Here is a 13,398-nt window from a genome sequence, read left to right on the forward strand (position 1 = left end):
ATTATACCTCCTCCGGGTTAGCCAGATGCCCAGTGGTATCTCCGACAGGACGGCTATTGGCATTCAATTTTAAGACAATGTTTGGATGCGTATATTTTGCCGATGGCAATGGCGCGATTTCCGCTAAAGTCCCATATTTTTCGCGTAGCTCTTCAATAGGCGCCATATCCAGTGCTCGTAATGGACAAGACTCAACGCAGATAGGTTTTTTACCTTCTGCCACTCGCTCATAACAGCCATCGCATTTTGTCATATGCCCCTTCACTTCATCGAATTGTGGAGCACCGTAAGGGCACGCCATACTACAGTAACGGCAACCGATACACACCTCTTCATCGACAATAACAAAGCCATCTTCACGTTTATGCATCGCGCCACTTGGGCATACTTTAGTACAAGCAGGATCATCACAGTGGTTACAAGATATTGACAGATAATAGGCAAAGATATTCTGCCCAAATACACCATCCTGCTCGGTCCAATCTCCTCCTGCATATTCATAGATGCGGCGGAAGTTAACTTCCGGAGATAAGTTTTTAAAGTCTTTGCATGCTAGCTCACAGGTTTTGCAGCCAGTGCAACGACTTGAGTCGATATAAAAACCATATTGCGTTGACATAACTGACATCCTTAAGCTTTAACAACTTCAACAAGATTAGAATGTGATGGGTTCCCTTTCGCCAAAGGCGATGGGCGTTGGGTGGTTAACACGTTAATACTTCCAGCGTGATCCACACGGTTACCATCTGGGTCATACCAAGCCCCCTCACCCAAACCAACGACACCCGGAACAATACGTGGTGTGACTTTCACTTTCACACGTACCTCGCCTCGGTCATTAAAAACGCGGACTAAATCACCATGCTTAAGATCCCGTTTTGCGGCATCTTGTGGGTTGATCCACAACTCTTGTGGGCAGGCGGCTTTCAGAACATCCACGTTGCCATAAGTAGAGTGAGTACGTGATTTATAGTGGAAACCTGTTAACTGTAATGGGTACTTATCCATAAGTGGGTCGCCATATTGCTCAAAACCCGGTGAATAAACAGGTAATGGGTGGATCACATCTCCCTCGTCTAGCTCCCACGTTTTTTGCAATTCAGCTAATTGGGAAGAGTAGATCTCAATTTTACCTGACGGTGTCGTCAGTGGGTTCGCAACGGGGTCTTCACGGAAGTTACGATAGGCAACATGATGGCCTTTCGGATCCCGTTTTTTGAAAATACCTTGTGCGCGGAACTCTTCAAATGTTGGTAATTCAGGCAATGCTTCGCGAGATTGTTCGTATAAATGACGTAACCACTCCTCTTGGGTTCGATTCTCGGTGAACTGCTCACCAACGCCCATACGCTTAGCAATTTCGCTCGTCATTTCATAGATATTGCGGCTTTCAAAACGAGGTTTAATCGCCTGATCAGCAAAAATAACGTAAGACATGTTGCCCGCCGAGGCATCCATACAGAAATCCATCTGCTCCGATGCGGTACAATCAGGCAGCAAGATATCCGCATATTTTGCTGAGGCTGTCATGTGGTTATCAATCACCACAATCATTTCGCATTTAGATTCATCCTGTAAAATTTCATGAGTGCGGTTAATCTCTGAATGCTGATTCACTAAGCAGTTTCCTGCGTAGTTCCACACCATCTTAATCGGCACATCAAGCTTATCTTTACCACGGACGCCATCGCGGGTCGCTGTCATCTCAGTGCCACGTAATATGGCATCGGTCCACATAAACATTGAGATGCTGGTTTTGACTGGATTGGTTAAGGTCGGCATACGAACAAAGGGAATGCTGTACGACCCTTCCCGAGCACCAGTATTGCCACCATTAATCCCGATATTACCGGTTAAAATAGCGAGCATGGCGATCGCGCGAGAGGCTAATTCGCCGTTAGAGCGACGTTGAGGCCCCCAACCTTGAACGATATAAGCAGGCTTCGCCATGCCGATCTCGCGGGCGAGTTTCACGATACGTGCAGCAGGGATACCTGTAATAGGAGCTGCCCATTCAGGCGTTTTTGCTTGTCCATCGGGGCCGTCACCTAAAATATAGGCTTTATAATGTGCATTTTTCGGGGCCCCAGCAGGCATTGTCGTTTCGTCGTAGCCCACACAGTACTTATCAAGAAATGGCTGATCGACTAAGTTTTCTTTGATCATCACATAGGCAAGCGCACTCACTAACGCCGCGTCTGTTCCCGGTCGAATCGGGATCCATTCATCCTCGCGTCCAGCGCCTGTATCGGTATAGCGGGGATCGATAATGATCATTTTTGCATTCGATTTTTCGCGAGCTTGTTCAACATAATAGGTTACCCCGCCGCCGCTCATACGCGTCTCACTCGGGTTGTTGCCAAACATCACGACCAATTTGGAATTTTCAATATCAGAAGGACTATTACCATCAGCCCAGCCGCCATAGGTATAGTTCAGCCCTGCGGCAATTTGCGCGGTACTATAGTCACCATAGTGATTTAAATAACCGCCACAGCAATTCATCAAACGAGCAATTAATGTTGCACCCGGTGGCCATGATTTTGTCATCGTGCCACCTAACGTACCTGTACCGTAGTTTAGGTAAATAGATTCGTTACCGTAGTCATTGATTAAGCGCTTCATGTTGTTAGCGATAACATCAAAAGCCTCATCCCAACTAATACGTTTGAATTTTCCTTCACCACGTTTACCAACACGCATCATGGGGTAGCGTAGGCGGTCTGGGTTATACACGCGACGTCGCATTGAGCGTCCACGTAAGCAAGCACGTACTTGATGCAGTTCTTCATATACATCATTACCCGTGTTATCGGTTTCGACGTATTTAATTTCACCATCAACGACGTGCATACGTAATGGGCAACGGCTTCCACAGTTTACAGTACATGCACTCCAAACTACTTTCTCTTCTCCGGTGGGCGTCGCTGTTTTTTGCTCTGCGGCAGCGGAGGCGCTGAAAGGCAGAGAGAACCCTCCAGCCGCTGCTGCCAAACCCGTGATAGTTCCGGCCTTAACAAAGCCACGACGGGTAAGAGGAGCAAAAACGGATGCTTTCTCTTTTATATTTGCCATACATAACTCACTCAATTAATTTGCTTTAAATGTTAAAAAGTAAACTTCCAACAAAACGGAATAAAATATATTTAAGGTGTGTACTGCCAGTAATAGACACGATTAATCACATGGGTGAAAAATAAGATTTTGATAATTTAATGATAACAACCCATCAAATTAAGAGATTGTTTTACATCAATAAACAGACTAATAACTCACGTTATTAACCAAACTAACCTATTGAAAATATAAATAATTTATAACATTACCGATATGTACAGCAGTATATACTGATGAATTTTTATGATAAATTGATAGATGAAATCAGAATTAAATATCGATAGCTTTATTTATCAAATAATATTTTTAGTGAATTATACCTAAAAACAAAACGTCTATATTAAGTTAAAGAATAATTAACAAAAAAATTAAACTAATAATGTTAATAAAAATACCGATTATTCATATCTATCATGATAAAATACATAATATAAACTTTATAAATAAATAATAAACTAAAATGATAATTATTAGTATTTATTTGAGTTTTCGATAAACCAACTCTATTTGGCTGATGGCACATTGAATGCAAACATCTTAAAAAATCATTTATTTCAATATATTATGATATTTTTCGTATGCAGATTAGCTGTTTCAATAAAATAAAAAATTAAATGGCAATATCGAAACAGAACAGTGAATATTCAATAATTCCTCTCCTATCATCGATAATACATTTATTTTTTTAATCTAAATACGTTACTTTTTATATTTAAAATGACGTCTAATATGATATTTTTACGCATATTCTTAGCATGAAATTATTTTTATTTACGAGTATTCCGAATAAAGATAAAGCGCATGTAACAAATAAGCTAAAAAGTAAAAAAACTCATATAAAACACTCAGTTAGTCAAAACATTTAGTGTTGTTAGTTATCTAAAAATGACATGAAAAACAGGATATCGATCTCAATATTTAATTTACATTACCGTCAAATATTGACTCACTAAGTAAATACCGCTATTTGTTGAATTATTGTTAACTAATATTGCGGTGGTGATAAATTGGAAATATCTCAAGATAATGTAAAAAGAACGGATGCAACGCTAGATGCCAATGCAAGATCAAAATGCATTCGAGGAATTGTTGGAGCAGCTTCTGGTAACCTAGTGGAATGGTTTGATTTCTATATCTACGCTGTTTTTGCTGCCTATTTTACTAAAGCGCTTACTCCGCAAAATATGGATCCACTGACGCAATCTATCTATGTCTGGGGGGTGTTTGCTGCAAGTTTCTTTATGCGTCCAATTGGTAGTTGGCTATTTGGTCGGATTGCTGATCGCCATGGTCGAAAGCGTTCGATGGTCGCATCCATTTATTTGATGGGGTTTAGTTCTTTCTTGTTTGCCGCCTTGCCAACTTATGAGCAAGTCGGGATGTTTGCACCATTGTTATTGCTACTCGTGCGCTTGTTGCAAGGCTTATCTGTCGGTGGCGAATATGGTGCCGTCGCAACCTATATGAGTGAACTCGGCCTTAAAGGACAACGGGGCTTTTTTGCTTCATTCCAATATGTCACATTATCCGGAGGGCAGTTATTAGCAAGCTTGCTCAGTGTTATTTTATTAGCGTTTCTCACTGAACAACAGCTACAGGATGGTGCTTGGCGTATTCCTTTTGTCATTGGGGGGATTGCAGCGATAGTCTCATTAATTGCTCGAAAACGCCTTGATGAAACCTTAAGTAATGAAGCATCAGAAGCAAAAGAGTCAGGTTCTTTAATCGCTCTTCTAAAACAGCATTGGAAATCTTTCTTTTTAGTCGTTGGTTATACTGCCGCAGGTTCTCTCTGCTTTTATATTATAACCGTTTACTCAAAGACCTATCTCACAAACATCGGTATTGATAGCAAAGTGGTTGGTTACATTATGACCGTATCACTCTTTGTGTTCATGCTGTCTCAACCTGTGTTCGGCATTATTTCTGATAAAATTGGCCGCCGAGCAGCAATGATTACCTTCACGCTATCCATGCTGCTATTTATCTACCCAGTGATGGTGATTGGCATGCGTTATTTTGCTCAGTCTCCTATCATTATCGCCTTATTACTGATTTTCTTAATGATGCTGTTAAGTTTTTACACTTCTATTAGTGGGCTAGTAAAAGCTGAAATGTTCCCGCCTCATTTACGAGCGTTAGGTGTTGGGGTCTCATATGCGATAGGGAATGCTATTTTTGGCGGCTCGGCTCCCTCTGTTGCACTACAATTTAAAGCCAGCGGCGCAGAAAACGCCTTTTTTATCTATGTCATGGTTGTATTGTGTATCTGCTTATTTTGCTGCTTCCAGCTGCCTAAAGAGCCTGAGTATTTAAATGACCGCCATTAATTAACTTATACAATCAAAAGACCCCCAATCATTGGGGGTCGCTTCAAATCCTTGACGTTTTTTACCTAAATCCATTACTGCCCTGGTAATGGCACTAAATCACTTTCAATATAACGTCTGACCAAGGTGGCTAATGCAACCAGTGAATCAACGTGCGTTCTTTCCCAACCATGTGAGCTATCCAGTGCAAAACAAGCCAATGCCACGCGGATATCCCACCCTGCATCGACGGCAGCGGCACTGTCTGAGCGGTAGTGTTTAAAGGTATCTCTCACATGAGGAATATCATACTGTTGGCACAGCTTAAGTAGGTGGCGTGTGATAGCTAAATCAAATGGACCTGTTCTATCACGAAATGCCAATGTTAACGCATCATCCCGCGTTGTTTGATCGGGAGCCGACACCGAGTTATCAATGGCTAACAGTTCTTGTACTTCAGCACCAAAGCCATGCGTTCCCCCAATACCGACTTCCTCTGAAATAGTAAACATGATTTGGCAAGCCACTTCAGGCAGTACTTTATCATCCACCAGCGATTTCAATGCAGCTAATAACACTGCACAGCCCGCTTTATCATCAAGATGGCGAGAGACGATAAAACCATTATCAATAAACTCAGGCTGTGCATCGACTGCAACCATATCCCCTACATTAAAGCCATGTGCTAATAAATCAGCATGGTTATAACAAGGTGCATCAAGGCGGATTTCAAGGTTATCCCAATCGGCAATCTGGGTATCCACTTCAGTATTAAAACGGTGCCCCGATGCTTTTAACGGCAGAATAGTTCCCCGATATTGGTTGTTGTCACAAAATACTGTGACTCTCGCTCCTTCAGCGAAACGTGCGGCCCATGTTCCCGTGTTACGTAGTGCCAATCGCCCATTCGGCTTTAATTGTGTCACCATTGCACCGAGAGTATCTAAGTGTGCCGCTAGTGCCCTTTTGGGCTCACCATTGCCTAACGTAATATGTAGCACACCTCGGCGGGTGTATTGCGGTTGAAAACCTAATTCTGCGAGCCATTGATGAGTCTGCGCTACGGCATTCTCTGTCATACCTACAGGGCTAGGCGTTTGTAATAGCGTCTTTAATACAGATTTAAGATAATCTTGATCAATCATGTCATTACCTGTCTTCACTTAAAAATCGTTCTTGTAAGGTTGCTTGCAAGGCCAGCATGGCTTGTTCCGCATACGCCATATGCGCTTCCATAATCGCTTTCACTCTAGGAGCATCTTTACGGCGCATGGCGTCAATAAGTTGATATTGATAGTCAATCCCTTGTCGACGATCGACAGGTTCAGGCTTTAGGTAGATGTCTTTGCAAATCGCCAAATCCTTAAGCAACCGTTGAAGAAAATGACAGATAAACACTAAAAGTACGTTATCAGAGTAGCTCGCAACAACAGCGTGAAAATCCAATTCGGCCATCCGCTGCTGCCAACGTTCGGCTTCATCAACTGGCTCATGATCATAAATCGCTATCGTGTCATACAGTTTTTGAAAACCTTCATTATCCATATTGTCGATAGCGCTAACTGCCACCACAGGCTCTAATAATTTACGTAAGGTATAAATGTCTTTTATCGAAATATTCCGTGTAAACAAATAATTAGACAGTAAACTCATCGCTCGCGCTTCTGTCATAGAATCAATAAATGCACCGCCACCAGGCCCCGTTTTCGTTTTTATCAACCCTTGGACTTCTAGCGATTTTAAAGCTTCTCGAACGGTGCTTTTACTGGCGCTATAACGCTCTATTAGATCTTTCTCTTGTGGCAGTCGATCACCTGGCATTAAATTATCCGCCATGATCGATTCTTTAATCGCATTCACAATTTCATCCGTGCGTTTAATTCGTCCTGTTTCTGTCATCGGCTGTTTCTCTGTGTTCATATTTTTCTTCCGGCCGTCGTCTGTTGTTCTATTTTTCATCTCCACACTCGCCTTTTACTCAAAAGAGAGCCTTGGCGCGCTGGTCAATAAATTCTGGGTATAACTCTGTTCAGGGGCAGCAAATAAACGATGAGTTTCCTGACATTCTAGCAAATCACCTAAATAGAGCACGGCCACTCTGTCAGCAATTGATTCAACGACGGCTAAATCATGACTTATAAATAAGTAAGATAACGAAAATTGTGTTTTTAGCTCTTGTAGCAACAACAACACTTGCGCCTGTACCGAAACGTCCAATGCGCTAACAGGCTCATCGAGAACGAGGATCTGTGCATCGGCTGCCAATGCTCGTGCAATCGCTAAACGCTGAGCTTGCCCACCCGAAAACTCATGTGGATAGCATGCCAGCGCATCCAATGGCATACTTACGGCCTCGAGTAACTCATGTAATCTATGGGTTTGTTCAGATTTATTCATCTGCTTAAGGTACTTTAAAGGTACGGATAAGGTTTCTCCGATCGTTTTACGTGGGTTCAATGATGCAACAGGATCTTGGAAAACATATTGGATAGCTTGACCGAAGGCTCGTGCTCCTTGTTTTTGCCACTGAGAACGGTTTTTTCCCAATATGCGGATCTCCCCTGATGTTTCCTGCTCCAATCCAACTAAAATACGGGCAAGAGTACTTTTCCCCGAACCGCTTTCCCCAACGATCGCCAATGTTTCACCTTCATAAAGATCTATTGAGATGTTTTTTAGGGCTTTAACTTCTCTACTTGTTGGATGAAAAAGGTTAGGTGGGCGACCAAACGTTTTTACCAATTGATTGACTTCAATGACCTTATTCATGACACCTCCTGCACCGCGTCTGGCTTAGCGCTATAAATATCTGCAACATGGGTAAGAAATGCTTTTCCTTCTCCCAGTTTTGGCACACTGGCAATCAAGCGACGCGTATAAGGGTGCTGTGGCTGATGAAGTACCGTTTGTGTTGCGCCCGTTTCTACAATTTGGCCTTGCTGCATCACCGCCACCCGATCACAAATTTGGTTAATCACCGCAAAGTCATGGGTAATAAAAAGTAGCGCAACCCCTCTTTCACGACGTAACTTATTGAGTAATTCTAAAATGCGTGCCTGTACAGTGACATCCAGTGCCGTTGTCGGCTCATCGGCAATAATTAACACCGGATCATTCGCAAGAGCCATGGCAATCCCAACACGTTGGCGTTGCCCTCCAGAAAGTTGATGGGGATAAGCGTGATAACTCTCTTTTGCTGATGGAATACCAACACTCTCAAGTAACTCAATCGCCTTATTCTTCGCTTGTTGATCGGAAAGGGATTGGTGAGCGGTGATCGCCTCTTGTAATTGTGCACCTATCGAAAACTGTGGATGCAGTGTCGTCAACGGATCTTGAAAAATATAAGAGACTCTAGCGCCACGGCGTTGCTGTAGCGCCGATAGAGATAATGACAACATCTCTTCTTCATTAACATAGATCCCACCACCGGTGATCACCGCTGGCGGGGAAGCTAATAGCCCCATAATGGACAGTGCTGTAACACTTTTACCAGAGCCACTTTCCCCTATCAGCCCTAAACACTCACCACGCGCCACTGAAAAACTGATATTTTTAACCGTTGGGCGCAATAGAGGCCCTTGACGAAAACCAACACACAGTGACTTCACTTCTAACACCGCCTTGCTGCCTTCCGTACGTGCTGGAATATCAATACGTGCGGTTTCTGTCACTGGTTGCGAGCGATGCAAAGCCCCTGATTTGAGTCTTGGATCAAGTAAATCGCGAATGCCATCACCTAATAAATTAAAGCTAATGACGATAAGAAAAATCATAATGCCGGGCACTAATGCAACATGGGGCGCCACGAACATCTGTGCTCTACCTTGCCCTAGCATTGATCCTAAGTCGGCATTCGGCGGCTGTGTTCCTAACCCTAAAAACGACAACCCCGCCGTTTCCAAAATCATCCACCCTATCGTGGTTGACATAGTCACGACAATAATAGGCAATACATTCGGTAAAACTTCCGTTAATAGAACTTGAATATGGTTTTTACCTGATAACCTTGCCGCCTGAATAAAATCACGATCGCGCAAGCCTACTGTTAGCCCTCGAATATTACGTGCAAAGAAGGGAATATTAACCAAAGCTATCGCGTATAACGCATTAAGTAAGCCCGGCCCAAGTACAGCGACAATCGCCAATGCCAGTAAAATATAAGGAAAAGCCATTAACATATCGATGCAACGCATCAATAGGGTATCAGTTCGCTGCCCAACATAGCCGGCAATTAAGCCAATTAGCGTACCTAATACGGCTGCAATTAACGTCGCAGAGATCCCCACAAGCAGTGATACCCGTGTTCCCCATAATAACCGTGACAAGATATCACGCCCAAGATGGTCGGTTCCCAACACATGACCCGAAGAAAAAACAGGTAATAATCGATTAATGAGATCCGTATTATCGGGATCAGGCAGTGGCAGCCAAGGTGCTAGTAATGCTGACAACATGATGACCAATAAGATCGCTAGCCCTAATGCAGCTAAACGATTAGTCATTAACAAAGACCAAGCCGATTGGCGATAACGTGGCTGGATAACCGGTGTAGTAATTTGGCTCATGATTTTAACCTCGGATCCAAAAGTGCCTGCATCAAATCAGCAAACAAATTAATAAATACATAGGCTGCTGCTGCAATTAAAACACCGCCCTGCACTAAAAAGAGATCACGTGTCGCAACCGCTTTGACCAACATGGCACCTAGCCCCGGCCACTGGAATACGGTTTCGATATAGACAGCACCGCCTAGAACAAAACCAGCTTGAATCCCAATAACGGGGATCACTGACACGAGCGCCATACGAAAAGCATGACGAAAAATAACTTTGCGTTCGCTAAGTCCTTTTGCTCGAGCTGTACGAATAAAATCTAAGCGCAAGACCTCTAACATCGCAGTACGAGTTAATCGAGCAATGACCCCTGTCGCAACTAAAGAGAGCGTCACTGCTGGCAGAACAAGATGGTGCAATAAGTCGCCGAACCCACCGCCTTGCCAAATCGAATACATCCCTGACGCAGGAAACCATTGCAGTTGTACCGCAAACAGCATGATCATCAATAGGCCGATCCAAAACGATGGCATCGAAATGCCCAGTAACACGGCTAGCGTGATCATTTTGTCACTCCAGCTAAACTGACGGATCGCCGAAATAATGCCTGCCAGCAACCCTAAAACAGAGCTGAGCAACAGCGCACTGCCCCCAAGAATTAAGGTGGCTGAAAAACGTTCTAATACCTCGTCAGTGACAGGACGATTGAGTACGAATGAGCGCCCAAAATCCCCCTGCAATAAATTACTTATCCAGATAAAATATTGTTGATATAGCGGCTTATCTAAACCAAGTTCCTGTTTTACCCGCGCCACATTCTCTGGTGTTGCCCATGGCCCGAGCAGTGCTTGAGCGGGGTCACCAGGGATCAACGCCATGATGAAAAATACGATAAGCGTGAGCCCAATTAAAATGGGTATCGTCGCTAAAATTCGTTTAACACAATATAGCCACATAGGTTCTTCCCCAGTAAATCTTCCCGTCGTAACCGTTGTAATGCCGAGTAAAGGCTCGCTACTTTGTTATGCCGTGAAATTAAGCCAATTGATCCGTTAATCTTTATGAACGTCTTTAAGCAATAAATTAAAATTTGGCTGTAATTTAAAATTACTGATCCGCGCACTGGCGACCGCATTTTGCTTCCAATTTGCCACAAACAGCCATGGCGCATCTTGGTGAACTCTCTTTTGTACCTGCCGATAAAGCCGTGCCCTCTCAGCCATATCGTTTGTTACTCTTGCCTTATCTAATAAGCTATCGAGTTGTTTATTCGCGTAATAGCCAGAATTAAATCCCCCTTTCTCTGGCCATGATCCAGAGTGCAGCGTCAAAAAGGGTAAGGTGTCAGGATCGTTCGTCATCCATGCCATTTCCGCCATATGTGCTTGTTTAAGCCCTGAATTCACCTTTGATAAATAGGTATTCCACTCAAAAGTCTGTATTTCAACTGACAGCCCAACGGCCTTTAGGTCGGCCTGAATCGCTGTCGCCATCGGGATCGGATCCAACATGCCAGATCCTCCCTCTGTGACATAAAAAATAATTTTTTGCCCTTCTGCTCCCGCCGCTTTAATCAATTCACGCGCTTTTTGAGGATCGTAAGGGTAAGCCTCCGTTTCAGGATCAAACGCCCAATCGAAAGCTGAAGGGATTGGCCCCTGTGCAACATCTGCGGAGCCTTGAAGGATATATTTAACGATATTCTGTTTGTTGACTGCGTAATTCACGGCTTGCCTGACACGCACATCGTCAAATGGTGGACGTGATGCATTCAACATGCCATACCAAACATGCGGGCCTGTTGCTTGATACAAGTGAAAACGTTTATCAGAGGCAAACAGTGGTACATTATCCGCGGGCACTTCAACCATCGCATCAATCCCTCCCGACAGCATTTCAGCCACGCGAGTATTAGCGTCAGTTATTGGGCGAAAAACCACATATTGCAGTGACGGTCGCCCTCCCCAGTACTGATCATTGGCTTCCACAACAACACGCTGATTCGCCGTCCACTCGGTAAATTTAAAAGGCCCTGTCCCACTTGGATGGCGACCAAAATTTTTATCGTATTGTTTAACGGCGGTTGGCGAGACAATCAAACCTGCGGGGGTTGCAAGATTGGATAAAAAAGGAGCAAACGGCTCTTTTAACCGGAAGATCACCGTGGCGTTATCGGGCGTTTCAATGTTGTCGATAACAGAAAAGAAAAATGATAAAGGAAAAGGCCCTGTATGATAGTAAGGATGCTCACGATTAAGCATACGTTCGAACGTAAACTTAACCGCTTGTGCATCTAATGGTGATCCATCATGAAAGCGAACCCCTTTGCGTAAATGAAATGTGTAAGTCAGTCCATCCTCACTCACATTCCATGATTCGGCCAGTGCAGGCTCAAGCTTTAATGAACCATCAGAATTGCGCACCAACCCCTCATAAATATTCACCAAGATCCGTGAATCATTGGCAGCCGTCGCCACCTGAGGATCTAATGATTGCGGTTCAGCCACTTGCCCTAATAACAATACATGGCTGTTTTCATCGCCCCATAGCGGAAATGAAAAAGCGAAGAGAAGTGAAACTGTGGCTACCCATCTGCGTAAACACATGCCCATATTTGTTCTCCCTGGTGTGGTGACGATGCTGTGATATGTGTCAATTTTGTTAAAATTATTCTCTTTTTCTTTATTTATGATGATAAATTAACTTTCTCGCAATAATTTATAATGATAAATTTGATCGGTGTCTAATTTATGAGGTGTAAAATGACTTTTTCTATCGTCGCTCGTTGTGCAAAAACGGGGGAAATTGGAGCAATAACCGCAACAGGTGGTCCCGCAGTAGGGGCATTAGTTCTCCATGGGGCAAGTTATCATGGTGCGATTGCCACACAAGCCATGACCAACCCCATGGCAGGTATAACCGGAGTTGAATTCCTTCGAGAGGCTATGCCAGCTAAAACCTGTTTAGATGTTTTGCTTAAAAAAGATGCCGCCCCCACATTAAGGCAATTGATCATTATTGATAAACAAGGCACCAGTGCGCATTGGACAGGACAGGCATGTTTACCTTGGTGTGGTGGCTTATCTGAAACCAATTTAGCAATTGCAGGTAATATGCTCGCAGGAGAGCATGTTTTACACGCGCTATACGATACCTACCATAAATACTCAGAGTTAGCGCTAGCAAATAGGCTATTAATGGCAATGAAAGCGGGTGAAAAAGCGGGAGGTGATTATCGAGGAATTCGTTCAGCGGCACTCAAAATATGGCACCGTCGCCAATATGCAGATATTGATATTCGCGCTGATTGGTCACAACAACCTTTATCTGACTTAAACGTTATTCTGCATCAAATATGCTCAAGCGACTACGCCGATTTCTTCGCACAAATTCCCACTGGAAATGAATAATCAGCT

At 43.6% G+C, this 13,398-nt stretch carries 11 protein-coding genes; 3 read left to right on the forward strand and 8 right to left on the reverse strand.

The window, feature by feature from the left end; all coding sequences use genetic code 11:
- Nucleotide 1: 1 nt before the first annotated feature.
- Nucleotides 2-619 (reverse strand): DMSO/selenate family reductase complex B subunit, encoded by a 618-nt coding sequence (locus PR709_RS17985; RefSeq protein WP_272571076.1) that lies wholly within the window; start codon nt 617-619, stop codon nt 2-4.
- A gap of 11 nt (nt 620-630) precedes the next feature.
- On the reverse strand, nt 631-3,075 hold the full coding sequence (dmsA, locus tag PR709_RS17990; RefSeq protein ID WP_036942829.1) for a dimethylsulfoxide reductase subunit A: 2,445 nt from the start codon (nt 3,073-3,075) through the stop codon (nt 631-633).
- Nucleotides 3,076-4,124: 1,049 nt separating this feature from the next.
- Here dmsA and PR709_RS17995 point away from each other — a divergent pair.
- On the forward strand, nt 4,125-5,447 hold the full coding sequence (locus tag PR709_RS17995) for an MFS transporter (RefSeq protein ID WP_004917375.1): 1,323 nt from the start codon (nt 4,125-4,127) through the stop codon (nt 5,445-5,447).
- Between the two features lie 74 nt (nt 5,448-5,521).
- Here PR709_RS17995 and PR709_RS18000 read toward each other — a convergent pair whose 3' ends face one another.
- The 5 genes from PR709_RS18000 to PR709_RS18020 are packed head-to-tail and all read right to left on the reverse strand — an operon-like array spanning nt 5,522 to nt 10,938.
- Nucleotides 5,522-6,571, reverse strand: coding sequence for an osmoprotectant NAGGN system M42 family peptidase (locus PR709_RS18000; RefSeq protein WP_014657402.1), 1,050 nt, complete (start codon nt 6,569-6,571; stop codon nt 5,522-5,524).
- 4 nt (nt 6,572-6,575) lie between these two features.
- Nucleotides 6,576-7,346: a FadR/GntR family transcriptional regulator gene (locus PR709_RS18005; protein ID WP_041705166.1), complete on the reverse strand. Its 771-nt coding sequence runs from the start codon at nt 7,344-7,346 to the stop codon at nt 6,576-6,578.
- A 54-nt stretch (nt 7,347-7,400) separates the two neighbouring features.
- Nucleotides 7,401-8,195, reverse strand: coding sequence for an ABC transporter ATP-binding protein (locus PR709_RS18010; RefSeq protein WP_004917382.1), 795 nt, complete (start codon nt 8,193-8,195; stop codon nt 7,401-7,403).
- Nucleotides 8,192-9,994 carry a dipeptide/oligopeptide/nickel ABC transporter permease/ATP-binding protein gene (locus tag PR709_RS18015; RefSeq protein WP_072502728.1) on the reverse strand — a complete coding sequence of 601 codons (1,803 nt, stop codon included), beginning with the start codon at nt 9,992-9,994 and terminating at the stop codon, nt 8,192-8,194. The genes PR709_RS18010 and PR709_RS18015 overlap by 4 nt, the downstream gene beginning before the upstream one ends.
- A complete protein-coding gene (locus tag PR709_RS18020; protein ID WP_014657400.1) occupies nt 9,991-10,938 on the reverse strand; it encodes an ABC transporter permease in 948 nt (315 codons plus the stop codon). Before PR709_RS18020 ends, PR709_RS18015 begins: the two co-directional genes overlap by 4 nt.
- On the opposite strand from PR709_RS18020, the gene PR709_RS18025 reads away from it, so the two are divergent.
- Nucleotides 10,859-11,038: a hypothetical protein gene (locus PR709_RS18025; RefSeq protein WP_172955137.1), complete on the forward strand. Its 180-nt coding sequence runs from the start codon at nt 10,859-10,861 to the stop codon at nt 11,036-11,038. The two genes, PR709_RS18020 and PR709_RS18025, sit on opposite strands and share 80 nt — an antisense overlap.
- On the opposite strand, the gene PR709_RS18030 is transcribed toward PR709_RS18025, so the two are convergent.
- Nucleotides 11,035-12,594 (reverse strand): ABC transporter substrate-binding protein, encoded by a 1,560-nt coding sequence (locus PR709_RS18030; protein WP_004917390.1) that lies wholly within the window; start codon nt 12,592-12,594, stop codon nt 11,035-11,037. The two genes, PR709_RS18025 and PR709_RS18030, sit on opposite strands and share 4 nt — an antisense overlap.
- 150 nt (nt 12,595-12,744) lie before the next feature.
- On the opposite strand from PR709_RS18030, the gene PR709_RS18035 reads away from it, so the two are divergent.
- Nucleotides 12,745-13,392, forward strand: a complete 648-nt coding sequence (locus PR709_RS18035; protein WP_004917392.1) for a DUF1028 domain-containing protein — start codon at nt 12,745-12,747, stop codon at nt 13,390-13,392.
- Nucleotides 13,393-13,398: the final 6 nt, after the last annotated feature.

The organism is Providencia sp. PROV267 (assembly GCF_028477825.1).
GTDB classification, from domain to species: Bacteria; Pseudomonadota; Gammaproteobacteria; order Enterobacterales; family Enterobacteriaceae; genus Providencia; species Providencia stuartii.

What these genes read in the sequence shown, in the direction of transcription:
- PR709_RS18035 (WP_004917392.1), top strand. Translation starts at nt 12,745, where the DNA reads ATGACTTTTTCTATCGTCGCTCGTTGTGCAAAAACGGGGGAAATTGGA.
- PR709_RS18025 (WP_172955137.1), top strand. Translation starts at nt 10,859, where the DNA reads ATGATGAAAAATACGATAAGCGTGAGCCCAATTAAAATGGGTATCGTC.
- PR709_RS18015 (WP_072502728.1), bottom strand. Translation starts at nt 9,994, where the DNA reads ATGAGCCAAATTACTACACCGGTTATCCAGCCACGTTATCGCCAATCG.
- PR709_RS18020 (WP_014657400.1), bottom strand. Translation starts at nt 10,938, where the DNA reads ATGTGGCTATATTGTGTTAAACGAATTTTAGCGACGATACCCATTTTA.
- PR709_RS18030 (WP_004917390.1), bottom strand. Translation starts at nt 12,594, where the DNA reads ATGGGCATGTGTTTACGCAGATGGGTAGCCACAGTTTCACTTCTCTTC.
- PR709_RS17985 (WP_272571076.1), bottom strand. Translation starts at nt 619, where the DNA reads ATGTCAACGCAATATGGTTTTTATATCGACTCAAGTCGTTGCACTGGC.
- dmsA (WP_036942829.1), bottom strand. Translation starts at nt 3,075, where the DNA reads ATGGCAAATATAAAAGAGAAAGCATCCGTTTTTGCTCCTCTTACCCGT.
- PR709_RS18000 (WP_014657402.1), bottom strand. Translation starts at nt 6,571, where the DNA reads ATGATTGATCAAGATTATCTTAAATCTGTATTAAAGACGCTATTACAA.
- PR709_RS18005 (WP_041705166.1), bottom strand. Translation starts at nt 7,346, where the DNA reads ATGAACACAGAGAAACAGCCGATGACAGAAACAGGACGAATTAAACGC.
- PR709_RS18010 (WP_004917382.1), bottom strand. Translation starts at nt 8,195, where the DNA reads ATGAATAAGGTCATTGAAGTCAATCAATTGGTAAAAACGTTTGGTCGC.